34 protein-coding genes and 1 pseudogene are annotated in these 26,262 nt (G+C 33.5%); 26 read left to right on the top strand and 9 right to left on the bottom strand.

Annotated elements, in window-relative coordinates:
* Window positions 1–57: 57 nt before the first annotated feature.
* The 4 genes from TL18_RS05825 (at window position 58) to TL18_RS05810 (ending at window position 3,563) form a co-directional block, all read left to right on the top strand.
* Window positions 58–975, top strand: a complete 918-nt coding sequence (locus TL18_RS05825) for an ABC transporter ATP-binding protein (RefSeq protein WP_067042757.1) — start codon at window positions 58–60, stop codon at window positions 973–975.
* A gap of 9 nt (window positions 976–984) precedes the next feature.
* The gene (locus TL18_RS05820) at window positions 985–1,710 is read left to right on the top strand and encodes an ABC transporter permease (RefSeq protein ID WP_067042752.1); all 726 of its coding nucleotides are present in this window, start codon (window positions 985–987) and stop codon (window positions 1,708–1,710) included.
* Between the two features lie 70 nt (window positions 1,711–1,780).
* A complete protein-coding gene (locus TL18_RS05815) occupies window positions 1,781–2,053 on the top strand; it encodes a zinc ribbon domain-containing protein (protein WP_067042749.1) in 273 nt (90 codons plus the stop codon).
* A 64-nt stretch (window positions 2,054–2,117) separates the two neighbouring features.
* Complete coding sequence (locus TL18_RS05810; RefSeq protein ID WP_067042747.1) at window positions 2,118–3,563, top strand: asparagine synthase-related protein; 1,446 nt, start codon at window positions 2,118–2,120, stop codon at window positions 3,561–3,563.
* Between the two features lie 28 nt (window positions 3,564–3,591).
* Here the strand turns inward: TL18_RS05810 and TL18_RS05805 are convergent, their stop codons facing one another.
* Complete coding sequence (locus TL18_RS05805; RefSeq protein WP_067042743.1) at window positions 3,592–4,011, bottom strand: hypothetical protein; 420 nt, start codon at window positions 4,009–4,011, stop codon at window positions 3,592–3,594.
* A 134-nt stretch (window positions 4,012–4,145) separates the two neighbouring features.
* On the opposite strand from TL18_RS05805, the gene gatC reads away from it, so the two are divergent.
* The 15 genes and pseudogenes from gatC to TL18_RS05730 all read left to right on the top strand — a co-directional run bounded on the left by gatC (window position 4,146) and on the right by TL18_RS05730 (window position 15,974).
* A complete protein-coding gene (gene gatC, locus TL18_RS05800) occupies window positions 4,146–4,361 on the top strand; it encodes an Asp-tRNA(Asn) amidotransferase subunit GatC (RefSeq protein ID WP_067042740.1) in 216 nt (71 codons plus the stop codon).
* A gap of 11 nt (window positions 4,362–4,372) precedes the next feature.
* A complete protein-coding gene (locus TL18_RS05795; protein WP_067042737.1) occupies window positions 4,373–4,858 on the top strand; it encodes an amino acid-binding protein in 486 nt (161 codons plus the stop codon).
* Window positions 4,859–4,867: 9 nt separating this feature from the next.
* Window positions 4,868–5,887, top strand: a complete 1,020-nt coding sequence (locus TL18_RS05790) for a homoserine dehydrogenase (protein ID WP_067042733.1) — start codon at window positions 4,868–4,870, stop codon at window positions 5,885–5,887.
* A 29-nt stretch (window positions 5,888–5,916) separates the two neighbouring features.
* Window positions 5,917–7,128, top strand: coding sequence for a cofactor-independent phosphoglycerate mutase (locus TL18_RS05785; protein ID WP_067042730.1), 1,212 nt, complete (start codon window positions 5,917–5,919; stop codon window positions 7,126–7,128).
* The gene (locus tag TL18_RS05780) at window positions 7,128–7,760 is read left to right on the top strand and encodes a flavodoxin family protein (protein ID WP_067042727.1); all 633 of its coding nucleotides are present in this window, start codon (window positions 7,128–7,130) and stop codon (window positions 7,758–7,760) included. Before TL18_RS05785 ends, TL18_RS05780 begins: the two co-directional genes overlap by 1 nt.
* Window positions 7,761–8,374: 614 nt before the next feature.
* Complete coding sequence (locus tag TL18_RS05775) at window positions 8,375–9,733, top strand: MATE family efflux transporter (RefSeq protein ID WP_067045436.1); 1,359 nt, start codon at window positions 8,375–8,377, stop codon at window positions 9,731–9,733.
* Complete coding sequence (locus tag TL18_RS05770) at window positions 9,733–10,140, top strand: GNAT family N-acetyltransferase (RefSeq protein WP_197031815.1); 408 nt, start codon at window positions 9,733–9,735, stop codon at window positions 10,138–10,140. The genes TL18_RS05775 and TL18_RS05770 overlap by 1 nt, the downstream gene beginning before the upstream one ends.
* Window positions 10,141–10,150: 10 nt before the next feature.
* A complete protein-coding gene (locus TL18_RS05765) occupies window positions 10,151–10,930 on the top strand; it encodes an alpha/beta hydrolase family protein (protein ID WP_067042721.1) in 780 nt (259 codons plus the stop codon).
* Window positions 10,931–10,973: 43 nt separating this feature from the next.
* Window positions 10,974–11,333, top strand: a complete 360-nt coding sequence (locus tag TL18_RS05760) for a hypothetical protein (protein ID WP_067042718.1) — start codon at window positions 10,974–10,976, stop codon at window positions 11,331–11,333.
* A gap of 69 nt (window positions 11,334–11,402) precedes the next feature.
* Window positions 11,403–13,019, top strand: a complete 1,617-nt coding sequence (locus tag TL18_RS05755; RefSeq protein WP_067042715.1) for a glutamine hydrolyzing CTP synthase — start codon at window positions 11,403–11,405, stop codon at window positions 13,017–13,019.
* Window positions 13,020–13,113: 94 nt separating this feature from the next.
* Window positions 13,114–13,362: pseudogene (locus TL18_RS11210) on the top strand (prepilin peptidase); the annotation flags it as partial.
* 216 nt (window positions 13,363–13,578) lie between these two features.
* On the top strand, window positions 13,579–13,980 hold the full coding sequence (locus tag TL18_RS11205) for a peptidase A24 (protein WP_231483707.1): 402 nt from the start codon (window positions 13,579–13,581) through the stop codon (window positions 13,978–13,980).
* Complete coding sequence (locus TL18_RS10740) at window positions 13,981–14,415, top strand: class III signal peptide-containing protein (protein ID WP_082706408.1); 435 nt, start codon at window positions 13,981–13,983, stop codon at window positions 14,413–14,415.
* 154 nt (window positions 14,416–14,569) lie between these two features.
* Window positions 14,570–15,289, top strand: coding sequence for a hypothetical protein (locus TL18_RS05735; protein WP_231483580.1), 720 nt, complete (start codon window positions 14,570–14,572; stop codon window positions 15,287–15,289).
* 4 nt (window positions 15,290–15,293) lie between these two features.
* Window positions 15,294–15,974 carry a TIGR00289 family protein gene (locus TL18_RS05730; protein ID WP_067045431.1) on the top strand — a complete coding sequence of 227 codons (681 nt, stop codon included), beginning with the start codon at window positions 15,294–15,296 and terminating at the stop codon, window positions 15,972–15,974.
* Window position 15,975: 1 nt separating this feature from the next.
* On the opposite strand, the gene TL18_RS05725 is transcribed toward TL18_RS05730, so the two are convergent.
* Genes TL18_RS05725 through TL18_RS05715 form a run of 3 tightly spaced genes read right to left on the bottom strand, consistent with a single transcriptional unit; the run spans window position 15,976 to window position 17,652 of the window.
* Window positions 15,976–16,515 (bottom strand): nucleoside monophosphate kinase, encoded by a 540-nt coding sequence (locus TL18_RS05725; protein WP_067042704.1) that lies wholly within the window; start codon window positions 16,513–16,515, stop codon window positions 15,976–15,978.
* A gap of 6 nt (window positions 16,516–16,521) precedes the next feature.
* Window positions 16,522–17,259, bottom strand: coding sequence for a phosphopantothenate/pantothenate synthetase (locus tag TL18_RS05720; RefSeq protein ID WP_067042701.1), 738 nt, complete (start codon window positions 17,257–17,259; stop codon window positions 16,522–16,524).
* 12 nt (window positions 17,260–17,271) lie between these two features.
* Window positions 17,272–17,652, bottom strand: coding sequence for a hypothetical protein (locus TL18_RS05715; protein WP_067042698.1), 381 nt, complete (start codon window positions 17,650–17,652; stop codon window positions 17,272–17,274).
* A 335-nt stretch (window positions 17,653–17,987) separates the two neighbouring features.
* Here TL18_RS05715 and TL18_RS05710 point away from each other — a divergent pair, with 335 nt between their 5' ends.
* A complete protein-coding gene (locus TL18_RS05710; protein WP_067042695.1) occupies window positions 17,988–19,034 on the top strand; it encodes a ribonuclease H-like domain-containing protein in 1,047 nt (348 codons plus the stop codon).
* 1 nt (window position 19,035) lies between these two features.
* Window positions 19,036–20,538, top strand: a complete 1,503-nt coding sequence (locus TL18_RS05705; protein WP_067042692.1) for a HEAT repeat domain-containing protein — start codon at window positions 19,036–19,038, stop codon at window positions 20,536–20,538.
* Here TL18_RS05705 and TL18_RS05700 read toward each other — a convergent pair.
* A complete protein-coding gene (locus TL18_RS05700) occupies window positions 20,533–21,291 on the bottom strand; it encodes a flavodoxin domain-containing protein (protein WP_067042690.1) in 759 nt (252 codons plus the stop codon). The genes TL18_RS05705 and TL18_RS05700 overlap by 6 nt on opposite strands.
* 137 nt (window positions 21,292–21,428) lie before the next feature.
* Here TL18_RS05700 and TL18_RS05695 point away from each other — a divergent pair, with 137 nt between their 5' ends.
* Window positions 21,429–22,460 carry a M42 family metallopeptidase gene (locus tag TL18_RS05695; protein WP_067042687.1) on the top strand — a complete coding sequence of 344 codons (1,032 nt, stop codon included), beginning with the start codon at window positions 21,429–21,431 and terminating at the stop codon, window positions 22,458–22,460.
* A 43-nt stretch (window positions 22,461–22,503) separates the two neighbouring features.
* Here the strand turns inward: TL18_RS05695 and tsaA are convergent, their stop codons facing one another.
* Complete coding sequence (tsaA, locus tag TL18_RS05690; protein WP_067042684.1) at window positions 22,504–22,989, bottom strand: tRNA (N6-threonylcarbamoyladenosine(37)-N6)-methyltransferase TrmO; 486 nt, start codon at window positions 22,987–22,989, stop codon at window positions 22,504–22,506.
* Between the two features lie 346 nt (window positions 22,990–23,335).
* Between tsaA and TL18_RS05685 the strand changes: the two genes are divergently transcribed.
* From TL18_RS05685 to TL18_RS05670, 4 genes are read left to right on the top strand one after another with little or no spacing between them, the layout of a single operon-like run.
* On the top strand, window positions 23,336–23,542 hold the full coding sequence (locus TL18_RS05685; RefSeq protein WP_067042681.1) for a molybdopterin-binding protein: 207 nt from the start codon (window positions 23,336–23,338) through the stop codon (window positions 23,540–23,542).
* Window positions 23,543–23,590: 48 nt separating this feature from the next.
* A complete protein-coding gene (locus TL18_RS05680) occupies window positions 23,591–23,797 on the top strand; it encodes a molybdopterin-binding protein (protein ID WP_067042678.1) in 207 nt (68 codons plus the stop codon).
* 25 nt (window positions 23,798–23,822) lie between these two features.
* Window positions 23,823–24,029 (top strand): molybdopterin-binding protein, encoded by a 207-nt coding sequence (locus TL18_RS05675; RefSeq protein WP_067042675.1) that lies wholly within the window; start codon window positions 23,823–23,825, stop codon window positions 24,027–24,029.
* A 25-nt stretch (window positions 24,030–24,054) separates the two neighbouring features.
* Window positions 24,055–24,261, top strand: a complete 207-nt coding sequence (locus tag TL18_RS05670; protein WP_067042672.1) for a molybdopterin-binding protein — start codon at window positions 24,055–24,057, stop codon at window positions 24,259–24,261.
* A 156-nt stretch (window positions 24,262–24,417) separates the two neighbouring features.
* On the opposite strand, the gene TL18_RS05665 is transcribed toward TL18_RS05670, so the two are convergent.
* The 3 genes from TL18_RS05665 to TL18_RS05655 are packed head-to-tail and all read right to left on the bottom strand — an operon-like array spanning window position 24,418 to window position 26,156.
* The gene (locus TL18_RS05665; RefSeq protein WP_067042669.1) at window positions 24,418–24,855 is read right to left on the bottom strand and encodes a molybdenum cofactor biosynthesis protein MoaE; all 438 of its coding nucleotides are present in this window, start codon (window positions 24,853–24,855) and stop codon (window positions 24,418–24,420) included.
* A gap of 48 nt (window positions 24,856–24,903) precedes the next feature.
* Window positions 24,904–25,437, bottom strand: coding sequence for a nicotinamide-nucleotide adenylyltransferase (locus tag TL18_RS05660; protein WP_067042666.1), 534 nt, complete (start codon window positions 25,435–25,437; stop codon window positions 24,904–24,906).
* Between the two features lie 11 nt (window positions 25,438–25,448).
* The gene (locus TL18_RS05655) at window positions 25,449–26,156 is read right to left on the bottom strand and encodes a hypothetical protein (protein ID WP_067042663.1); all 708 of its coding nucleotides are present in this window, start codon (window positions 26,154–26,156) and stop codon (window positions 25,449–25,451) included.
* Between the last annotated feature and the right edge of the window lie 106 nt (window positions 26,157–26,262).

Raw genomic sequence — 26,262 nt, 5'->3', positions numbered from 1 at the left:
TTTTTTTAAACATTCAATTTTATTTTTTTTTAAGTGATTTTAAGGGAGTTTTTGGGTATGGCAGACTATGTTATCGAAACAAATAATTTGTCAAAAATATATTCCAATAATAAGGTTGTAGATTCAATCAATATGCATGTTGAAAAAGGAAAGATCTATGGACTTTTGGGCAAAAACGGGGCTGGAAAAACCACAACCATGTGCATGCTTTTAAATCTCACGCATCCAAGCAGTGGTGAAATATTCCTTTTCGGAAAAGACCCTGGAAGGGATTCAAATGAAATCTATTCCAGAATAGGTTCCATTATTGAAACTCCGGGATTTTATGAAAACTTAACTGCCTATGAAAATCTAAAAATCATTGCCAAATTAAGGGGTGAGTATAATCCAATCAATATTAATTCAGTCCTTGAAATGGTTAGTTTGGGCAATGTGAATTCAAAGAAATATAAGGATTTTTCATTGGGCATGAAGCAGCGTTTGGGAATAGCTGCAGCCATTATGCATAATCCTGAACTGTTGATTATGGATGAACCGATCAACGGTCTTGATCCTTTTGGAATTAAGGAAATCAGAACATTGCTTAAAAGACTGTCTCATGAATTTGGAATAACAATTCTGATTTCATCACATATACTGAGTGAAATAGAAAATATTGCAGACGTCATAGGATTTATGGATGGGGGTGTTTTGATTGATGAAATTTCAAAAGAAGAGCTTTTCAATAAATTGAATAAGTTTGTAGAATTTGAAGTGTCAGATATTGATTTGGCAATCAAGATTCTAATTGAACTGGGACTTAAGGAAAATATTGATTTCACAATCAATCAAGGAGTTATCTGCTTATATTCTAACTTGGATTTAAGGGATAAGTTTAATGAATTGTTTGTCAAAGCGGGAATCGATGTAAAAAAGGTAAATCTGTGTGAAGAAAATCTGGAAGACTTTTTTACAAGATTCGTTTCAAATAACTAGGGTGATAATATGTTGACTTTTATTCAAATGGAATTTTTAAAACTCAAAAGATCAAGGATATTTCTATTAAGTTTGATGGGAGCTATTTTGCCTCCGTTGCTGATGTTTATAGCGGTAACTTCCTTTGACGAGGGACATAGCTTTGAAATGCTGTTTACTAATGTGAATATGTACATGTCTGCAATATTTGCAGTTCTTATCTTTACAATAATCATATCCTACCTGTTCGGCAGGGAATACAATGAACATACATTAAAGACAATGCTGACAATCCCTGTATCTAGAGAAAAGTTTCTTGCAAGTAAATATCTCATGTTTTTAGTATGGATTGTGATTTTGACAGCAGTTACAAGCTTATCAACACTCATATTCGGCTTTATTGCAGGTCTTGAAGGATTTAGCCTAAAGCTGTTTGTGGATAGCTTTGTGCAGCTTCTATTTGCAAATGTCTTATTGTATCTGACATTCTCACCTTTTGTGTTCATTTCACTTTTTATAACAAATATGGTTCCGGCAATGGTTGGGGGAGCAGGCCTTACATTGGTAAATCTGATGGTTTATGGCCAGAATTGGGCACCATATGTTCCTTGGGTATGCCCGTATCTGATTGCATCCGGAGAAATTGCGGAGTATAGTGCGGGAATAGGAGTGTCTTATGGAGTTATTCTGGCAACTTTCCTAATCGGATTGGCCATTTCATATATCTACTTTACAAAGGCCGATGTTTCACTTTAAGATTAGTTATCATATGCTCTTCAAGTTAATTTAAATATAATAGAATCATATAGTAAGTAATGGTGATAATATGAATGATTTCGAAAATCAAAAGTTTTGCCAGTCCTGTGCAATGCCGATGACCGAAGATCTTTTTGGAACTAATGCGGACGGTACAAAAAATGAAGATTATTGCATGTACTGTTTTAAGGATGGCGAATTCACTTCAGACATGACAATGGATGAGATGATGAATTTCTGCATTGATAAGATGGTTGAAGTTCATCCTGAAATTGACAAGAATGAAGCTAGTGCAATGATGAAGGAAGTATTTCCTAAACTAAAAAGATGGGCAAATGATTAATCGGCTCACTTTTTTTCTTTTTTTTAATTAAATTTTAAGTATTATTGTTTTATAATATTATAATATGTGTTCAATAGTTGGCCTGCAAGGCAATGTTAAAGCAGATAGTATTATACAAATGTTAAAGAGCTCTAAAAATAGGGGTCCGGATTCATCAGGTCTTTTTTTAGATGAAATCCACACTGACATCAATTTAGATGAATTCGATGATGATAATGTTTATCCTGTAGGTTTTGGCCATAATCTACTTTCCATCTATGATCTGGATGACAGACAATCAAAGCCCCAACCGGTATCAAACGGCAATCTTACATTGGTTTTCAACGGTGAAGTCTATAACTTTAAAACAATCAGAAACTTGCTTTCCAAGGTCGGCGTTGAAAATGAAATACTGTCCGATGCGGAAGCATTGCTTTACTTAATCGATTTTTACAACAAAGGGGATTTGGTTAAAGCCATTCAGATGACAACCAAATTAATCGATGGCGATTATGCCTTTGCTGTCTGGGATGGGCAAAACTTGGCCATAGCACGTGATCCTCTTGGAGTCAAGCCGCTATTTTACGCTCAAAATGGCGAACTAAAAGGATTTGCATCTACAAGAAATGCTTTAAAGGAAGTCGGGCTCAATGAAATTGAAACCTTAAAGCCAGAACACATCCTATTTAACTGGAAGGATATAGCTCCAGCGCAACCTATTTATGAAAAAATCTTTGAAGGCGACGTATCTAAAATAGACAAGATGTTAAGATTAAGTTTACTTAAAAGAATTGAAGGATTACGAGAGGTCGGTGTAATATTTTCGGGTGGTCTTGACAGCTCATATCTGGCTCTGCTTTTAAAAGAGATTTCAGAAAACATTCCCTTAAAAATTAAATTGTATGCGGTAGGGGCCGAAGGCTCAAAGGATGTGGAAGCGGCAATATATGCTTCAAAATTCTTGAACATGGACTTGGAAATTTGTGAAGTGACAGAGGAACTTGTGCGTGAAGCCTTACCTGAGGTAGTTAATGCAATCGGTGACGATAATCTGATGAAGGTAGGAGTTGGTCTTACAACCTATTTTGCAACAAAAATGGTTAAAGAGGATGATATTAAAGTAGCCATTTCAGGACAAGGCGCCGATGAGCTGTTCGGAGGATATAAGCGTTATCTGAAAAGCTTTGTAGATGGAACGCTTAATTATGATTTGAGGGTGGACATGTCAAACATGTACCATGTCAACTTGGAAAGGGATGATGCATGCTCAATGCTTAATGGCGTTGAGTTGAGATTGCCGTTTTTAGATAAGAAACTTGTTGAATTGGTATTAAATATCCCTGACAATAAAAAGATTGTTTCAATGCATGATGATATGAGAAAAAGCATTTTGAGAAAACTGGCTTTTGAAGAAGGTCTTGATTATGAGATAGCCTACAGGCCTAAAAAGGCTGCTCAATATGGAACCGGCATTGATAAAATATTGAGAAAGAAGATTATAAAAGATACAGACCTTTCACAGTTTATATAAAATAAAAAAAGAGGTGTAAAGGATACACCTATTTTAAACATTTGTTGATGCAAGAGGCATCGGAAGCTGCAATTGTAATTTGTTGGCTACCGTCATCTGTTACAAATTTGAATACCGGAGAATTGGTAGTAGGGCTTTTTGGAGTGTAAATTCCAGCATGGCCTTCGAGTGTTTTATTATCGAAGTTTGGTCCCGGATCCAATGAGGTAATTCTTGCTCCAGCATCACAGGTGTCAACAGTAATGTTTAGAGTATCTCCTTTGTCATTTTTAAAAAATTTCTCAACCACTGTGAATACTGTTTGATGACTTTCATTACTGTTTACTTCATTATATCCGTCAGGAATATTGAAAGTATATCCTCCAATGTCTTCACTAGCCGCACAAGCAATGCCTATGCTTGAAATAGCTATTATTAAAAATAGTCCAAAAACATATATTTTTTTCATGATATCACCTTAAGGTAATTAATTGTATATTACTATTTAAATATAAATTGCATATACTGGCCCGATATCTTTAACTTTATTAATGTTAAAAAACATAATAAATATATTATTAATTATTAGGGAGTTCATATTAAATGTCAATCGAAAAAGATGCAGAAGAGATTATTGAAAAGTTCTCAAAAATTTTAGAAGATATTCCGGATTCTGATGAAACCTGGTATATTACTGATAATTTAAATTTAACACGTAATGATGTGCCACATGAGAAAAACCCTGAAAAAATATTAAGAAATGCTAACATTGATAAGGAAGGAAATCTCATTGTTAAAAGGGCTGATTGGACAAATTAAGGGGGATTTATATGAGAATAGATTTAGTTCTAGAACTTTTAGATGCTCCAGGCCAATTACTTAAAGTGTTAGAGCCAATAAGTGTATTTGGTGCTAATTTAGTAACTGTTATCCATAAAAGGGATTATAAAAATGACAGCGGTAAAGTTCCGGTTCAACTTACACTGGAAGGGGAACTCGAAGATCTCAAGAAACTTGTAAACAAGTTTGAAGAGTTAGGATTTACCATCATTGAAATGGACGGTATTGTTAAAAAAGAAAAGGTTACCACTATCTTCTTTGGCCATGTTATTGACCAGGACTTAAGGGACAGCATGGACAGGATTAATGAACTTGAGGGTGTCAATATCGTTGCATTTGATATCAAATTGAATGGTGAAGATAAATCAACATCTTTAATTAATATTGAAGTTGATGTGGGTAAAAAACAAACTGTATTTGATAAAATTGCAGAAATTGCAGAAGAAAAAGATTTATTAGTGATTAATGAAGTTTAAGTGATTATTATGGATGAATGTAAAGTCATTATCATGGGATTTGGTTCAGTAGGTCAAGGTGTGGCCAATGCACTTTCCATGAAAAAGGATTTAATATATGAAAAGACTGGCGTGGCGGTTAAGGTTGTAGCTGCTGCCGACTCATCTACATCTGCAATATCACAGGATGGATTGGATGAGAAATTACTTGTCGAAACTAAAAATAATGAAGGAAAATTATCAGCATATCCTGAATTCGGATCTGAAATAAACGGTTTGGACGTTTTAGATGCTGTTGAATACGATTGTCTTATTGAAGCAACTCCTACTAATATCGTTGATGCACAGCCAGCACTTTCCCTAACATTAAAGGCATTTGAACAAGGAAAAGATGTGGTGACCTCAAATAAAGGGCATTTGGCTTTGAAATTCAAAGAGGTTGTCGGTGCGGCTGAAGAAGCTGGCGTCGAATTTAAGTATGAGGCCAGTGTCGGCGGATCAATGCCTATCATTAATTTCACAAGAGATACCTTGGCATCCTGTGAAATCAAATCAATCAAAGGTATCCTAAACGGTACTACAAATTATATCTTATCAAGAATGACCTCAGAGGGTTCAGAGTATGAAGTTATTCTTAAAGAGTCACAGGATTTGGGAATAGCAGAAACAGACCCAACACAAGATGTTGAAGGTATTGATGCAGCTTGTAAAACTGTTATTTTAGCCAATTCCCTTTTAGGAATTGATGCGACATACAGTGATGTTAAAGTTGAGGGTATCTCAAAGATTAATTCAGAAGCTATTGAACTTGCTAAAAAAGATGATTTCCTAATCAAGTTGATAGCTGAAGTTTCTCCTGATAATCTGCAGGTGTCTCCACGTTTAGTTAAAAGGGGAAGCTCTTATGATGTAAGCGGAACTCTGAACATGGCCACCATCAAAACTGATTTGGCTGATGAGGTATCTGTAATAGGACTCGGAGCAGGATCTCTTGAAACTGCTTCAGCAATGTTGACTGATTTAATTAGTATTTTAAAAAATAAAAACTAATTAATTTTTTTTTTACTTTTTTTGATAACATGAAATACGTAATATTTATCCCAGATGGATCCAGTGATTATCCTGTAGACGAATTAGACGGCAAAACTCCTTTAATGGTAGCAAATACTCCAAATATTGATAAATTGGCTCGCGGAGGTTTTGGCGGTTTCACAAATAACGTTCCAGAACAGTACACTCCCGGGTCTGATGTTGCAAATATGAGTATTTTCGGATACAACCCTGCAGATTTCTATACTGGTAGAGGACCATTGGAAGCAGGTAGCGAAGGTATTCCAACAACTCCAAAAGATGTGATATTCAGATGCAATACCATATTCAGTGAAAATGGTGAAATGGATGACTTTAATGCAGGTCATATTTCAACTGAGGAAGCTGATGAATTGATGAAAGGCTTGAATGAGTATTTCACTGAAAAATACCCTGATTTTAAAGGCAAATTCTATACAGGCGTAAGCTACAGGCATTTGTTTATCTATTCATGTGATAGTGTTGAAGATGCAGAAATATTGTCAGGCATTCAAACAATTCCGCCTCATGATATGGTGGGTGAAAAATTAGTCGATAACTTGTTTGGAGAATGCGAACTGGCTCAAGAAATCCAGCAAATCATGTTTGAATCAAGAGAATACCTTAAGGATGTTGAAGTCAACCAGAAAAGGGAAATACCTGCCAATATGGTATGGCTATGGGGACAAGGCGTAACACCTAAATTGCCTAACTTTGAAGAAACCTATGGAATTACAGCTTCAGTAATCACAGGTGTTGACTTGCTTAAAGGAATTGGAAACTTCGCGGGCATGAATATTGTTGATGTTCCTGGAGCTACAGGGTACTTCGACACTGACTATGAGGCTAAAGGAAAGTATGGAATTGAGGCCTTAAAAGAAACAGATTTATTATTGATTCATATTGAAGCTCCTGATGAAGCGGGTCATGCTCAAAATACTGAAGAGAAAGTCAGGGCCATTGAAAGAATTGATGAATTTATTGTCGGTCCGATTATCGATAGTTTGGAAGGTCAAGACTTCAGAGCGGCGATATTGCCGGACCATCCAACTCCAATTAGCGTTGGAACACATACCCGTGATAATGTGCCTTTAGTAATCTATGATTGTTCTCGTCAAGGCGATGAGTGTGAATCATTTGATGAGGAAGGAGTCAAAAAAGGTTCACTTGAATTCAAAAAAGGCCACTTCTTGGTTAAAAGATTGATTGATGGTGATTATTAATGAAAGTAATACTAGTAAACGGAAGTCCAAATAAAAAAGGCTGCACTTACACAGCCTTAACAGAAATTGCAAAAACTTTAGAAACCCATGATATCGAAACAGAAATATTCTGGATTAAAACAAAACCAATTACAGGTTGTATTGCATGTGGAAAATGTTCTGAATTGGGCAAATGCACATTTGATGATGTTGTAAACGAATTCGTAGAAAAGGCGTATGATGCAGATGCATTCGTATTTGGCTCACCGGTTTATTACGCAGGTGCAAACGGTTCTATGACTTCATTTTTGGACCGTGCATTTTATTCAAACTCCCATGGTTCAGGTGCTGAAGCTTTTAAGCATAAGCCTGGTGCTGTAGTCTGCTCTGCAAGACGTGGAGGAACCACTTCAACTTATGATCAGCTAATCAAGTACTTGGGAATTTCCCAAATGCCTATTATTTCATCTTTTTACTGGAACATGGTTCACGGAAACACTCCTGAAGAGGTAATGCAGGATGAAGAAGGGTTAGGTACTATGAGGCAATTAGGTCATAATATGGCATTTTTCTTGCAATGTCTTGAAGCTGGAAGCGAAAAAGGCTTAACACCAACTGAAGAGCCTAAGCCACGTACAAACTTTATAAGGTAATCTTTTACCTTTCAATTCTTTTTTTAGTAAAAATAGTTTTAAATTAAGATGAGGATAAAATCCCCATCCTTTTTATATTATACACTAAGTTCAAGTCATGAACTAAACATCATGGATGTTTAATATTGATATTGTTGGTACAAATATTTAAAATCTTCTATTTTCTATTTAAACAATTATTAATTCAATATTTTTATTTTCAATCAATTTTTCACAATAAAATCAATTTTACACAATGAATTTCTATTTAATTTAAATAATATCTGAAGCATATCCTAATTTCTAAATGTCAAAAAATTTATATTGTACATTATGGTATGATGGAAATGAAAATGGAAATTGTACACTCATTTTGGAGGTCAAGTCATGTTAGAAGATTTTCTAGTAGCTTTAGCATATCTTGTTTTAGCTATGTATTATCTTCACTTGACTATACTAATATGTCGTAGTTAAGGGTTAATTGTTGAATTTAGTTAGTAGTTTATAGGATGATATCGCAATGTTGATTGACTAGTTTTCTCGGCATTTATAGTTCAACAATTAACTGATACAAAAGTTCATATGCATTCATTTTAATATTATTATTTAGAATTATTTTTTCTGATATTATGAACATTAATAATTTATTTAAAACTCCTGAAGGCTATATATACTCAAATAGGGCATTGCTTGCATTGTTCATTCCGCTTTTAATAGAATATGGTTTGGAATTCTGTGTAGGATTGGCCGATTCTATAATGGTTGCATCATTAGGTGAAGCGGCAATTTCAGGAGTTTCATTAGTTGATTTTTTAGTTCAGCTTCTTATCTTTTCTTTTTCAGCTCTTGCAACAGGAGGTGCTGTTGTAGCTGGCCAATACTTAGGAGATAATCAAGTTGAAAAGGCACAAAACTCCGCAACACAGCTGGTATGGTTTTCAACAATCTTATCCACTGTTTTGATGATTGCGGTAATCATTTTAAGGCAGTTTCTAATTGGGATTCTGTTCGGCCAGATTGAAGCGGATGTCTGGCAGAATGCTGAAATGTATTTGTACATTGTAGCATTGTCAATTCCATTTTTAGCAATCTATAATGCCGGTGCGGCCATTTTCAGAACAACCAATAATGCAGCTCTGCCTATGCAGATATTGCTTATTTGTGATGTTTTAAATGTCATAGGAAATGCATTCTGTATTTATTATTTGGGATGGGACGTCAGGGGCGTAGCTATTCCAACTGTCATATCAAGAGCCCTTTCAGCAATCTTGATATTGTACTTTGTTGCGGATGACGACTATAAACTGCATATCAAAAGGACTCTAAAGCATAAGTTCGACTTTAAAATCCTTAAGAAAGTGTTGCAGGTCGGCATTCCATATGGTGTTGAAAACGGACTATTCCAGTTGGGCAGGGTTTTGGTTTTAAGCCTGGTTTCAACTTTCGGAACAATGGCAATAGCTGCAAACTCTGTTGGATATGCTGTTGGAGTGTTTTCGGTTTTGCCTGGATTTGCAATTAATCTTGGATTGACTGCAATAATCTCAAGATGTGTCGGTGCTGATGACTATGAACAGGCAAGATATTATAACAAGAAGTGTCTGATTATCGTTGTCGTTTCACATATTATCATCAATCTCCTGATTTTTGCAGGTCTGCCTTTGATTTTGGGCGTTTACAATTTATCTGCCCGGACTGCAGCAATGACAACGGAAATGGTAATATGGCACGGCATATTTTCAATCGTAATCTGGCCTCTTGCATTCACATTGCCTGCTACATTCAGGGGTGCGGGCGATTCAAAGTCAGTGATGTACATCAGTTTGGCAGTAATGTTTATATGCAGGATAGGTTTATCTTATGTTATAGCAGACTGGATGGGAATCGGTGTATTCGGAACATGGATTGCCATGTTCATCGACTGGTATGTAAGGGCAGGAATTTATGTTTATAGATATTTCTCAAATAGATGGACAGAATACAGGGTGGTATGATGAGTGAAATAGAATACAAGGAAATTCACGAATTTACAAAAGAAGATTTGCAGGATTTGTTCTTATCGGTGGAATGGTCTTCAGGTCATTTTCCAGAAAAGCTTCAAATAGCAATGAGAAACTTTGAAACTGTAATCTCCGCATGGGATGGGGATAAGCTGGTTGGAATGATCTGCGCGATGGATGATGGAATAATGACAGCTTACGTCCATTATCTGCTCGTAAGACCTGAATATCAGGATAAGGGAATTGGAAAGGAACTTGTTTTAAGAGTTAAAGAGATTTATAAGGATTATCTGCGCATTGTTGTAGTGGGATATGATGAGGAAATTGGATTTTATGAAAACTGCGGATTTGAAAAGGCCGATGATGCAAGTCCGCTCTTCATAACAGATTTATGGACATGAAGGTGTAATGATGGTTTTGTTTAGAGGAGACATTAAGTGCAAAAGCCTGCAGAGAAGAACATCGATTAGCGTGATATTGCCGTCAGACAATATTCATTTCCTGCAGGATGCAGAAGAGATTGTTCCACAACCCTATAAAACATTGTACCTGCTTCATGGGTTGTATGGCAGCGACGACATATTCCTTGCAAACACCTCTATCCAGAAATTTGCGGAAGACCATGGCATAGCTATTGTAATTCCTTGCGGGGACAACAGTTTTTATCTTGACAATGAAAAAGCTCATGCCTATTATGGAGAATATGTCGGTCAGGAACTTTTGGATATTACAAGAAACATATTTCCGTTATCGGATAGGAGGGAAGACACATTTATTGCAGGTTTTTCAATGGGAGGATACGGAGCTATCAGGAATGGTTTGAAATACTCTCAAAACTTCTCAAAGATTGGAATGATTTCAGCAGCATTGATTACTGATGAAATTGTTGATTATGTATCTGATAGCAATGTTTTGCGTTCAAGGGAATTTTATGAATCAGTTTTTGGCGATTTGGATAAGATTAAGGATTCTGATAAGGATCCGAAATATCTGATTGAAAATACTGAAAATGTTCCGGATATTTTCATGGCCTGCGGTGAAAATGACTTTCTAATAGATAAAAACGTTGACTTTTATGATTTTTTAAAGTCTAAAAACGTTAATGTGGATTTCATTCAGGCTCCGGGAGAGCATACCTGGGAATTCTGTGACAAATACATTAAGGAATTTATAAAAACATTAAATTTATAATCATTTTATTAACAATATTCTAATATGGTTGGGGGTGTTGATAATGAGATGTCCTAATTGCGGCAACATTTTGGATGAAGATAACTATTGCAGTGAATGTTGCGAATTTTTCGATGAAGAAAACGATTCATATGAGTTTGAACAACAGGATTTTAATTCAATGGTGAATAATGGAGACAATATCTGTTTGAACTGTACTTTTTGGTCTGTAAGCCCATATGGAAGGGCTCATGGAATGGTATGTAGGAAAGGCCAATTTTCCAACGGTCCGGATGATTCATGTGAGCTGTTTGTCCAAGAAAGGGATTTTGCAAACTATGGTGATGAAGGTCAGTTCCAGTTTGACGAAACGGATAGGACCATTAAAAACAAACTATTTTCTTGGGAAAATGGTAGATATTAATTCCATATATAAACGAAATTAAATTTTTATATATCATAAAATACTAAAATTATAGTGTAATTTTTATTTATGGAGAGGATTTTTCTGACAAAATATATTATTATAACTGGTGGGGTAGTTAGTTCCATAGGTAAAGGTATTACCTCTGCATCTATGGGAAGAATTTTAAGATCTTATGGTTTAAAAGTTTCAGCTATTAAAATAGACCCATATTTAAACTGGGACTCTGGGACACTGAACCCGTATCAGCATGGTGAAGTATATGTAACTCATGATGGTATGGAAACCGACTTGGATCTTGGTCATTATGAAAGATTTTTGGATGTTGAACTCGATGGTTTAGCTAATATTACTACAGGTAAAGTTTATGAATCAGTCATAGCTAAAGAAAGAGAAGGAGGATATCTTGGCGAATGTGTACAAGTTATTCCGCACATCACTAATCGTATCAAGGAAATGATTAGGGAAAACTCTGAAAGCGCTGATTATGATGTGGTTTTAGTTGAACTTGGTGGTACTGTCGGAGATATTGAAAGCCAACCTTTCCTTGAAGCATTAAGACAACTCAGAAATGAGGAAGGTCGTGAAAATGTTATGTTTGTCCATGTTACATTTATCCCCTACCTAAATGCAGCTGGAGAATTCAAAACAAAACCAACCCAACACTCTACAAAAGAATTAAGAAGTGTAGGTATAAATCCTGATGTTATAGTATGCAGATCACAAGAGCCAATCGACGATGCCTTAAGAGGAAAAATCGCTCACTTCTGTGATGTGGACTATGAAGCTGTTGTAAACACTCCCGATGCAGGCACAATCTATGAAGTTCCTTTGGTTCTCGAAGAGCATGACATCGGTAAGTTCATCGTTAACAGAATCGGATTGGGCATCGAACCGGATTCCTCTAAATTGGATGAATGGAGGGAAATTGTCAAATCCCTAAAGATTAATGAACCTGTTGTTAATATTGGTATTGTAGGTAAATATGTTGAACTTGAAGATTCATACATCAGTATCAGGGAATCCTTGCTTCATGCAGCGGCAAGCATTGGCGTTAAGGCTAATATTATTTTCTTAAGCTCAGATGTGGAAGAGTTGGATCAAGATGTTATGGATGAATTGGACGGTATTCTAATCCCTGGAGGATTCGGAGAACGCGGTTTTGAAGGTAAACTGGATGCAGTTGAATACGCAATCGAAAACGATGTTCCTTTATTTGGAATCTGTCTTGGAATGCAATGTATGGTAACTCAATTTGCAAGAATCAATGGTTATCCTGGTGCAAATAGTTCTGAATTCGATGATAATCTGGAATTCCCTGTTATTGATATGATGGAAGAGCAAAAGAAAATCAAAAACATGGGTGGAACAATGCGTTTAGGATCTTATGACTGCAAAATCGTTGAAGGCACTAAAACTTTTGATGCTTATGGTGAAACCGACATTGAAGAACGCCACAGGCACAGGTATGAGGTTAACAATGATTACAGGGATGATTTGCAAGAAAAAGGTTTAATAATTTCTGGAACCAGTCCTGATAATTTCTTAGTTGAAATTGTAGAATTGCCGGATCACCCATGGGCTATTGGTTGCCAGTTCCATCCTGAATTTAAATCAAGACCTAATAGGCCTCATCCATTATTTAAATCATTTTTAGAAGCTATTTATGAGTATTCTAAAAATTAATTTTTCTTTTTTTATTTAATTTTATAATCTAAAATCAATTTGATAAGCTTATTTTCTATCTAATTAATATCATTTGAATTTAAATAATAAGATTATGAATTTAAGCATCATATTTTTTATTCAAATAATAACTACAATTGTTTTTACTATAATGGCTTCATTTTATGACTTGAAAAGGAATATTGTTCCGGATAAATTAAATTTTTCATTGATGTTTTTTGGACTGATATCAAACTTGATTCTTTCATTAATTTCAAATAACATTAAATTCATTTCAGCTTCATTTATTTCAATGGTTATTACATATATCGTAACATATCTTTTATGGAAATTAAATATATGGGCAGGAGGGGATGTAAAATTATTTACAGCCATCGCCACAGTAATACCATCGGGCATTAATATCGAATTTTTAAATCTTTTTCCTAAATTATCCATATATCCGTTTTCATTCAGCGTAATAGTTAACAGCATTCTGGTTTCATTTCCATTTCTTTTGATTTTTTTAATCCATCTGATTATTAAAAACAATATATTTAATCGGAATATTGATTTGTTAGTGAATATATTCAATATAAACAGTTTAAAATTCATCATTGATTCGACATTCAATAAATTGATATTGGTTAAAGATTTAGAAGAAGGAATGATTGTTAATGATTATTATTTTGATGATGAACATATAATCGAGCTGATAAATGACATCAATGGCAATCTGAAGGTCTACAAAGCCAGCAATTCAGATTTCAAATATTATTTCAAGTCTCAAAGTGCCGGCGGAATAACAAATAAGGATATGTACTTGCTGAAAATCATGAATTCCCAAAATTTTATTTCAGATGAAATCTCAATAAAAGCTTCATTCCCGTTCACGCCAGCAATATTGTTCGGATTGATAATAGCCATTTTTTATGGTGATATTATGATGATAGCCGTAAATAATTTTCATTTGGTGATGTAATTGATAAAGGAGTCTCGAGGACAAATTTCATTTGAATACATGATGATTTTTACAATTTCCCTGGTAATATTGATTGTTTTCACATTGCCGTTAACTGAAGAATCAATTAAAAGCACGATGGATATTTCGGATGTGTTAAATGCAAAATCAGACTTATCTAAAATTTCCCAGGCAATAAAAGAGGTTTACGGTGAAGGCCAGGGATCAAAACACACGGTTAAACTCCATGTTTCAAAAAAGATAAAGGTAAATGTCGCAGAAAACCATATTTCGTCAACAATACCACTTAAAAATAATCAGAATAAGAATATCTATGAGCATTTCAATTCAAATCTCGAAAAAACATCCCTGGTTTTGGGTGAAGGTGAAAATATCATAGTCGTTGAATGGCCGGTTAACAGTAATTGCATGATAATTTATCAAAAATATTATTGATTTTATGATAAATTATTTTAATAATCATATGTTAAATATAATATATTATTAACTGGCTGTGAATTTTATGGATGTTATAACGACAATTATTTACCTTATTTTGTTTATTATTTTAATGGTATTTGTTTTTTCGATTGGAATGTTGAGAAATTACATGCCTAAAAAGGAAATTGTTTTGGTATTGCTTGTCGCTTTTTTAGTTGGTTCAATTGGAGGGGCATTTTTCCTGGATCCGATTTATGATGAACTGCCTAATTTTGCAAGCATGATTGAAAAAAACATACCTAATAATGAAGAGACATTATATTTGGATTTATCATCTTCCGTTAATGTGAAGGAATTGAGGGAAAATCTATCTGCTACTGAAGGTTTCAAATCATTTGAGGAAACTTCGGTTACGATTCCATTATGGAGTTTTAATGAACAGGAACAAGCTTATTTTGAGGATATTGTAGGAAATATCGATTCGAACTATGGAAATTACACTGTAAATTCCACAGGGGAAATTGAGATTAGTCTTATTAATAATTATTCTTCTGCAGATGCTTTAAAATCCTTTTCTGATTGGTATCAATTAGTTTATGGAGGTACCTTATCTTATGCTCAGGTTCACGCCGTATTGGTTGTGGATTCATCTGCTTTAGATACATTTGAGCAAAGCCTGCTTTCAAGAGGAATAGTTGCATCCCATATTGAGGGTTCAGTTCAAAACAGTATAGAAAAAACAAATTCATCAATGCTTTCCAACACCCAATTTACAGTCCTATGCGGATGTTTGGGAGTAGTTGTGGCTGTTTTGGGAATCTATATAGATTCTGTAGTCCCTGCATATAGAAGATTCAGAAAATTCTTAAATGAAAAACGTAAACGGTAATTCTATGAATGTTGCGGTCTTGTTTTCAGGTGGAAAAGACAGTACTATGGCATTATTCAATGCCTTAGAATCGAAAGAAGATGTAAAATATCTTCTTTCAATGAAATCAAAGAATGATGAATCATACATGTTCCATGTCCCAAATATTCACATTACCGATTTGCTCTCACAAGCACTTGATATTCCGATAATTTCAGTTGAAACTGATGGCATTAAAGAAGAGGAACTTGAAGATTTGAGAAGTGCATTTGAAAATCTTAAAAGTTTAGGCGTTGAGGCCATATATACCGGTGCACTTTATTCCGTTTATCAAAAATCAAGAATTGAAAAATTGGCGGATGAAGTCGGATTGAAGGTATTTTCGCCATATTGGCATGTTGATGAATTGGAATATATGAGAAAAATAGTCTCTCTCGGTTTTAAGATTATCATTTGTGGTGTTGCAGCATGGGGTTTGGATGAATCCTGGTTGGGCAGGGTCATTGATGATGATGTTATTGATGAGCTTGTAAAACTCAATGAGAAGTATTATTTGGACATAGCTTTTGAAGGCGGAGAGGCTGAAACATTGGCTATTGACGGACCTATTTTCAAAAAAAGAATTAAAATCTTAAAATATAAAAAGGAATGGGATGTTGATAGTGGTGTGTTTATTATAGAAGATGCGATTTTAGAGGATAAATGATTTATAAATCAAATTCCTTCAGGAACTCGTTGATTTTTTCACCGAAGCTTTCCAAATCGCTTTCGTTAATAATCATTTTATCTGAAAGTGCAATAACATTTCCAATGCCGAAAGTTAATTCAGATTCATCTCTAGCTTTAAATACAGCATAATCTGTTGAATCGTCTTCTCTCATTCTCTTTTTTAACCTTTCAAAACGTAGATTGGAATTTGCAAAAATTGATAAGATAAAGAATTCTTCAAAGTTTTCTTTAAACATCTCCACTTCATGATGGCTTCTAATCCCTTCGACAATTATTATGTTCTCGATTCCATCATCCAAAAGTTTTTTGATCTTTTTAATTGTTAATTCAGAAACAATATATTGGCCGTATTCAGCTCTTAAGTTTTTAGCAGTTTCTTTAGAACCTTCTCCTCTTTTTTTAGCTTCTTCTCTAACAATATCTCCCATACTTACGATAATCGCTCCTTTTTCACATGCGATGTCAGAAACTACACTTTTCCCGGAACCTGGCATCCCGGTTATTCCAAATACTTGCATTTATATTCACTCTTTTATTTTAATTTGTTCTAATGATTCTTTAAGATTTTCTTCATTGTCAAAGTCATTAACCAGTTCAATTAATATTTGCTTATCTTGAGTTTTCAAATCTTCAGCGATTTTTGTCATGAAAGGTATTGCTCTTACAATATTGTCCATAATGGAAACATCAGACATTTTTGAAGTTCTTGAAAGCGGATTTAAATCTATAGTAATGATGTTTTTTCCATTTTTCTTCAATATTTCTGCTCGGTCTCCATCTTCAAGAGGGATTAATATTGTGTCCGCTACGTAAATTCCTGTTTTACTGGCTGAAGCTCTATTGTTTTCGATTTCATCGAAATATTCCATTTCATCTTCAAGGCTTCCCAAAATGTTTTTGTAGCCGTGATCTTTATATAATTGTGTGATTAATCTAACTCGTTCATTAGTTCTATAAAATAGATTTATCTCAATTTTAGCTTTAATGGTATTCGCAAACTCAATTATTTCATCAATAGCTAATGCAGTTGCATTTCCATTAACTGAGATAACAGGATTATTGGATAATAGTAAGGCTGCAACGGCAACATACATTGCTCTTTTTGCAGGGTAAGTGGTTTTTTCACCAATCAAATAGTCGAAAGCTTCGCCTCTTCCATGTGCAATCAATGCAGAATCCGCTAAGTATCCTGCTTGTGATGCTTTAACCATTTTATCTCTTAAAAGTAAAGATTCATATCGAGGGTGTGATTTTGGTATCATATTTTAGTCTCCTTATTTTAAATCAACATTCATCTGAGCAAAATATCCTAAAGATGTTGTTATTATTAAAGTCATTATTGCCATGGATAATATATGTGGAATATAGTTTTCTAGAATTGTTGGGTTGTAATTTGGCAGAATTGTAAAAATCAAATCGCAAATGAAATGAACTATAATAAAAATTATTCCAACTATTATTCCTTCAATAACTTCATTGCTTTCTATATTTCGTATATAAAGTATTCCAAAGAATCCTATTATAATTATCATTGTTATTAGCCCAACTATGTTCACATAAGCTAAATTATCCGTAAAAACGGGATTGAACATTGAAATAATATATGATAAAATCCATATCAGTATCCCGTATATTATAGCTAATTTGAGTTCCATAGTTAAACCTTAAACAAATAATTATATGTTTTATTTATAATTTTAAAAAAATATAAAGTTTTCTAAGTTGATAATAACAAATGATTTTAATTTAATAAAAAAATAGTTTTGGGATGGTTAGGTAGATAATGAAATTAACTACCTAACAACTTGTTTTTACAAGCTTTTAGAGAAATGAATTTTAAAATTTGGCTGTTTAATCTATCTCTCTGGCTACTTTGTAGCCAATTATATTATTTGGTTGTTGGTATATATAAATGTTATTATAATTTAAAAAAAATCAAGTATACTTTACTAAAAAAGTATATAATGCTTAATTTATAAAGTTTAATTGAATGACTAATGATTATAAATTTGAAGAATATCTTAGAAATGCATTATCTAATTCAATCAGTTCTTCAAACCCTTCAGAAGATACAAAACAAAAAGCTAGAAAGTTATCAAGTTCCTATTTCCAGGATTTAAAGGAAAAGCTTCTGATAGAATATGAAAATAAGTCTTTAAGCGACATTATGGACTGCAAGGTTTCAAAGACTTCTTTTGGGGATGCATTAAAGATAACTAAAACAGAAAGGATTGATTTTAAGATTGAGGACAACAATTTTAAAAATCAGATTAACAGTAATCTTAAGCTGTTGCCGAAAATAGGGTTGAAAACAGAGGAAAACCTAAAAAGAAAAGGATTCACAACAATAGAATCCCTTGAAGGCCATGATAAATATTGCGATATGGCTTCCAAGTTCATGAATCGCATTGACGATATGTCATTCAAGGAAACTTTTGATTTGTTGGACAATAATAGATATTCAAAAAAATGCAGGGACAATTTGATTAAATGCATAAGCATGACAGATGTTGAAAACTTCAAGTTCATGGATATTGAAACCAAAGGACTTTCAAATGTCCCCATAATACTGATTGGCATTGCAGAGATAAAGAACAATAAAATCATTGCATCGCAATACTTCTTGAGGGACTACTTTGAAGAACCCAATATCATTGAAGCTTATATGTCACATTTGGATGAAAGTTCAATACATGTTACATTCAATGGAAAAACTTTTGATGTACCTTTTATTAAAAATAGATGCAGGTATAATGGAATCAATGCAGACCTTGACATGGTGCATCTTGATTTAATGTATTTTGCAAAAGGCTTATGGAAAGACAAACTTCCAAATTGTCAGCTTCAAACAATCGAAAAGGAGATTTTCGGAATTGAACGTGAGGAAGATGTTCCGGGACAGTATATTCCAGGTTATTATGATACTTATTTATCAAAAAGCAATATAGGTCCGGTTGTGCCCATAATAGAGCACAACTGCCAGGATATTATTTCACTTGCGAGTTTTTTAGAGAGAATGTATGAGGAAGTAAATTAGCATGGGATTATTTGATAGATTTAAAAAAGATGATAAAAAGGAAAAAAAGGTCAATCCTGATGAAATGGAAATCGATGAAGATCAATTGATCCTAAAAAAGATAGCCACAACCAGCAAGGATAGGATTGAAAGGGCAGCGGCTGCCGATAAAATTACAGACCAATTTGTAGCCCTTGACATGTGCAAAACCGTAAAGGACAGAGCAATTAGATTGATTGCTGTAAACAAATTGAAAGATAAGGACCTGTTGCTGGACGCAGCTGAAAACTCACAGTTTTTTGATGTAAGGAGCTTTGCATGGGAAAGGCTGGGTGAAAACAACAAATCAATCGCTGAAATTGTCATTAACACTAAAAAAAGTCCTCATGTAGATGCGATTTTCGAAAAGATTGTCGATGAGGAAACTCTTGAATGGATTGCAATTGAGGCAAGTGATAGAAATTACAGAAGATTGTCACTGGAAAAAATAAACGATGCTGATGTGCTATACGACTTGGTTTTCAAATCATCTGATGCATCCATTAGAAAATCTGCAGTTTTAAAAGACTCGTTTGTAAGTGAAGATATCCTCAAAAAGGTAGCTATTGAAGATAAGGACGAATCAGTCAAAAAGGCAGCTGTAAGCAAAATTAAAAATGAAGATGATCTGGCTGAAATCGCTAAAAATGAAGATAATGCAAAAGTAAGGTCATTAATTTTTGATAAGATAACCAACTCCGAAATCCTAAAAAACATTGTTTTGAATTCTGAAAAAGCAGATGTTCGTCTGGATTTGGTTAGCAAATTGGATGATGAGGAACTTCTTGAAGAAATAGCTTTAAATGACCCTGATAAGATTGTAAGAAGTGAAGCAGTTAAAAAAATAAATAATGAAACTGCACTGCTTAAAATATTGTCCAGTGAAGAAGACAGGTTTGTTCGCCAAATTGCAGTCAACAACCTGACAGATCCTAAGGAATTAATTAAAATAGCCTTGGAAGATGAAGACCAGTTTGTAAGAAATCATGCAATTACAAATCCTGCCATTGTTGATGAAGATGATTTCAAATACGTTGCAATCAATTCAACACATGAGGATATTGCAAGCGAAGCGTTAAATCACATTTCCGATGAAGATTCATTCATAGACATATTGAAGAATGCAAAAATCGACAGCATCAGGAAATCCACTTTAGATAACATTAATGATTTGGAAACATTAATAAGAATAGTTCTTGCAAATGAAGATGAAGAGTTTTCACTTAAGGCTTTAAACAAAATTAAAGTTCAATCATGCTTATATAAGATTTATGAACAGGGTATTTCTGAAAATATATCTGTAAGGGCAGTTTCCCTATTAAAAGATCAAAAGAAGCTAACCTATATCTGTGAAAACGACCCTTCATGGAGGGTTCGTGAAGCTGCCGTTAAAAAAATAGCAAGCAAAAAGATATTAAAGGATGTTTCAATCAATGATGAAAGCGAATATGTACGGAATGTTGCAAAAAAGAGATTGAATTTATAGGTAAAATTCAGGCTCTTTTCTTTCACTGTTTGCTTGTTCAAACGCTGGTTTTTTACTTTCAAACGCTTCTCCAGTAAACATACGTGCGTCTTCCTGACAGATATGTATGCATGCTGTACATCTTGAACACAAGTCAAGGTCGGTATCTACAGGGTCTTCTTCAGGAATTGCATGTTCAGGGCATATTGAAACACAGTCGTAACAGAATGCGCAGACTGTTTCATCACAGCTTATTACAAATGGTAACTGTTTATAATCTGTGTATGGTCTGTTTCCAGGAATTTCGCTTTGCAGGGATTCACCGGATTCTATTTTTTCAATACATTTCTGTGCAAATTCATTAATCTTTTCAATATCTGAACTGTCAGGTCTGCCGACTGCAACACCATCAAATATGGAATGATGGCTTATGGTTGATGCAGCTGCAATGACATCAAAGTTGTTTTCCTTTAAAATGTCCACCAATTCAAGCAATGCATCGGTTACATGGGCATTTCCATAATTTACAACGGCGATTGCTTTGGTATTGTTTCCAGTTAATTTTGATAATCTTTCGCTTGCGGTTTTCGGTATTCTTCCAGCAAAAACAGGCATTCCTACAATAACAATATCGTTTTCGCCAAACTCTCTTTCGCTGTCAAAATTCAATAAGTCACAGTTTTCTTTTTCCTGTTTGAAATTGCCGGCTATTTTTCCAACAACTTTTTTGGTTGTACCGGATGGACTAAAAAATACTTTTATAATTTTTTTCATACTCTCACCTATTATTAATATTTATATGATTGATTCACTTAATGATTTCTGATAACAATTTTTTTTGCAATGAACAGTTAATTAAATATTAATACGAATTATTTAATAATATAAAATATATATGAATTATTGGTGATATGATGGAATTAATGAAAGAGCTATCTTTAGCACCGGGAGTATCTGGGTCTGAAGAGGAAGTAGCTAAAATTATTGCACGTGAATTAGAAGGTGTAGCTGATAAAATCGAAACAGACAGTTTGGGGAACTTAATTGTTACTAAAAAAGGTGAAAAGAAAGCCCCTTCTGTAATGTTGGCAGCTCACATGGATGAAATTGGACTAATGATTAGATACATTGATGATAATGGTTTTATTAAATTCTCAAAAATTGGTGGAATCAACGACCAAATGCTTATGAATCAGACTGTAACAGTTCACTCTTCAATAGGAGAACCTCTCATAGGAGTAATCGGTTCAAAACCACCACACGTAACAACTGCCGAAGAAAAAAATAAAGTTGTTAAGTATGATGATATGTTTATTGACATTGGTGCAAAAGATAAGGAAGATGCAGAAAAAATGGTAAGAATTGGGGATAAGATGACCTTCAATTCTTTATTTGCAGAATATCCTAATGATTTGGTTATGGGTAAAGCTTTAGACAATCGTGCAGGCTGTTATGTTATGATTGAAGTTTTAAAAAGAGTTAAAACAAGAGCCACTGTTTATGTTGTAGGTACCGTACAGGAAGAAGTGGGTCTTAAAGGAGCAAGAACCTCTGCATTCAAATTAAATCCCGACATGGCTATTGCACTTGATGTAACTTTATCAGGTGACCATCCTGGAATCAAGCCAGATGAAGCGCCTGTTGTTATAGGTAAAGGTCCGGCTGTTATTTTATCAGATGCAAGTGGAAGGGGTATTTTGACCCATCAATCCATTAAAGACATGCTCATCAATGCCGGTGATGAAAATGATATCCCATACCAGTTAGAAGTGAGTGATGGTGGAACAACTGACGGATCTGCAATTCATTTGGTCCGTGAGGGTATCCCGACCGGTGTGTTATCTGTTCCTACACGTTATATACACACTCCGGTCAGTGTGTGCAGTATGGAAGATGTTGAATCAACAATTCAACTGATTACTGAAGCTATAAATAAATTATAGCTTTAAACTTTCTTTTTTTTTGTTTTTGAATAATTTAAATAAGTTATTTGAACCTGTCATCCGCTTTTTGTGACTTTGCCTTTTGATGTTTTGTTTCAAACCATCCTATACTTAACTCATCAATTGTATCTTCGTATAATTGGGGAACGTATGGTTTTATGTCTAAAAGTGGTGTTCCGTCAAGGATATCCACGTTTTCAACATGTACAGTATTTCCTTCAACTTTAATTACTTTAACAACGCTCATTCCAATGCGATTTGGTCTTTTCGGTGATCTTGTTGCAAACACTCCGTGAGTGTCATTGTCCATGAACGGCTTAACTTCAAGCATGTATCCTTCGACTTTATGAAGCAGATATATTAAATGAATATGTGAGAATCCTTGAAGGTCTTTTAAACCATCAATGTATTTGTCTTTAATTTCTATTGTTCCTTTAATCCCTTTTGCCCCGGTTGGCTGAATTGGCATTCCTTCGATTTCTGTAAATTCGGTATGTATTGTACCAATTGATTCCATTTCGATTTTCATAATATTTATTTTCGATTTGTTTTTTAATAAAATTTTCTAATTCCTCAAATATTCAGAATGTTGAAACAATATGAATTTCGATAAAATTAGTTATAAATTTATATAATTTATTATATTTTTATTTTAAATATTATATAATATTATTTTTTAATATATTCATTTATTATTTGTTTATAGTATAAAATAATTTATTAAAATTATTTTAAAATTTAATTTCTTATTTTTTTATGTCGATATGAAGCATTTTCTGTAATCGTTTTCAAAAGGTTTATTTTCATAAAAAACGAAACATTTATATACAATTCGATGCAATATTATGATGTCGAAAATATATTGATGTGAAATTATGAAACTTAGTGCAAGAAATCAATTAAATGGAAAAATTACAAATGTTGAACTTGGTGCTGTAATGGCTAACATTAAAATTGAAATATCAGAACCTGATGTTATCACTGCAGTTATTACTAAAGAGTCTGTAGAGAAATTAGGTTTGTCTGAAGGCGATGATGTATGTGCAATCATCAAATCAACTGAAGTAATTATAGGAAAATAGTTAAATATTAAACAATATAATATAGTATTACAAAGGATGTGAAAAAAAATGCAACTCAGTGCAAGAAATCAATTAAATGGTAAAATTACAAATGTCGAACTCGGTGCTGTAATGGCTAACATTAAAATCGAAATATCCGAACCTAATGTTATTACTGCAGTTATTACCAAAGAGTCTGCTGAAAAATTAGGCCTCAAAGAAGGTGATGATGTAGCAGCTATCATTAAATCTACTGAAGTAATCATCGGAAAATAAATTTAATATTAAGGAGGATTATAGAATGGAAATTAGTGCAAGAAATCAATTAAATGGTAAAATTACAAATGTCGATTTTGGTGCTGTAATGGCTAACATTAAAATCGAAGTAACCGAACCTAATGTTATTACTGCAGTTATTACCAAAGAGTCTGCTGAAAAATTAGGCCTCAAAGAAGGTGATGATGTAGCAGCTATCATTAAATCTACTGAAGTAATCCTCGGAAAATAAATTTAATATTAAGGAGGATTATAGAATGGAAATTAGTGCAAGAAATCAATTAAATGGTAAAATTACAAATGTCGATCTTGGTGCTGTAATGGCTAACATTAAAATCGAAGTAACCGAACCTAATGTTATTACTGCAGTTATTACCAAAGAGTCTGCTGAAAAATTAGGTTTAAAAGAAGGCGATGATGTAGCAGCTATCATTAAATCTACTGAAGTAATCATCGGAAAATAAATTTAGGTAATTTTGGGATTTAATATCCCAATAATCCTAATAATATTAAAATAACAAATATAATTATTCCTGCTTTTAATAATGTTTTTAAGTTTTTAATAACAGCATAGATTATCAAGAATAATATTATTAATCTTATTATATGAAAAATCATTTTTAACCACCTGCTAAGATTGTTTTTGTACCTTCATTTGAAATTTCTTCTTTTTTAAATTCTACTTCGTATTTTACGGTTTCAATAACTTCTTTTAAAGCTTCGAGGGTTTCTCCCCTGTGATTGCCTAAAACCGCAACTAAAAATAACATATCTCCTTTGTCGAATTCACCGATGTAGTGGATAACGGATATTTCATGAACATTGTATTTAATTTTTGCATTGTCAACTATTTTTTCAATTTCTTTTTGTGTTTTTTCTTTATCAGGAGTGGTTAAGATCAACTTTTCCAAGTTCATATTTTCTTCTTTTCCTCTGACAATGCCTTCAAAAGTAAAAATAGCTCCTGAATAATCAATTTTAGTACTTTGTTTTAATTCGACGATTAAATCAGCCATTGTAACTTTATCTTCATTTGATTCAATAACTCTGACAGTCATGTTTATCTCTCCAATTTAATATTATATTTCATGTATAAATAACTATTGTTATATGTCACTGATTTCCTTAATGGACAAATTTTTCAATCTTTCTATTCCATCAATTTCATTAATCAAATTAACAGTTGCTTCTGGAACTAATTCCTGCCAGTTAGAATCCTCTAAAATTCTTTTTCTAACCTCTGTTCCGGATAAATGCAACCTATCATAAAGTGGAGGCTGTCTAACTTCATAACCCTCTTCTGAAAACAACTGTTTTACTAATGAATTTCCTGAATAAACGATGGAAAAAGGTGGAGTCAACATTTTAACATGAGAAACCCAAATGGCATTAAAATTAATGTCCTGCATTGGTATTATGTAATATCTGGATGAATCGACACCCGCTTCGCATAATGCCTGGCTCATCATAACAATCCTTTCACCTGCTGTGAAAGGATCCTTTAATTCATGGCTTAACTGGGCACTACCGATACCAATAATGATTTCATCTACCTCATCTAATATTCTTTTTATTACCTGCATATGTCCATTGTGGACTGGCTGCATTCTTCCAATTAAAATTCCACGAATTTTATCCATAATATCACATGTTAAGGTTGTAATTTATCTAGACATCTAATTAAATTTAATGCAGTTTGATTTTTTTGTTCAGCAGAATCTGTAATGGATGTTTCCATAAGTAACGTATTGATTCCTTTTTTAGCTATTGGCTTTGTAACTTTTTGAGGGCTTGTTCCTTCATCAAACTTAAAGTCAACAAGGCCTACCTCATCAGATAAAGCTGTAATGTAGGAATTGATTTTATCGTTTCTTTGAGAAAGAGGGAATATGAAGTTTGAATATTCATAATCCGGATTTATCTCGTGAACATCGATTACAAGGAATGGTTTATCTTTAACAATATTAGGTACAACAAATTTATTTGCCAATTCCTCGCCTGCAGGTCGGGTATCTGCACGTGAAGTTAAATTATCTTTTGTTTTAACGAAATAGATTACATATTTTTTAGTTAAATTATGATCCCCATTTTCAGAAGTAATATTGTGTATGGTATTGTTAATTGCATTATGAATTTCGTGTTCTCTTGGGTGAACTCCCAAAATTATTCCGACAGTCTCGTTTGAAGAGGTATTTCCTGCAACAATCTTATAAACTGTACCATTTGCATTTTGTCCGACAGTGGTAACGGAATACGAATTCTCCGGGGCATCAATAATTGAGTGTAAAATCACTGCTGTGTTAAATAATACAATTGCAATTAATATCACAAGCAAGATTTTATATTGTCTTTTATTCATAAATTGACCTTATTATTTCTTTTAAATTAATTTTGTTGTTATTTATTAAAATACTTTTGTAATTAACTAAAATTATATTAAATACTTTTAACTAAAAATAAATTAT

The organism is Methanobrevibacter sp. YE315 (assembly GCF_001548675.1).
Classification (GTDB): Archaea; Methanobacteriota; Methanobacteria; order Methanobacteriales; family Methanobacteriaceae; genus Methanocatella.
This window is presented reverse-complemented; position numbering and strand designations above follow the sequence as displayed.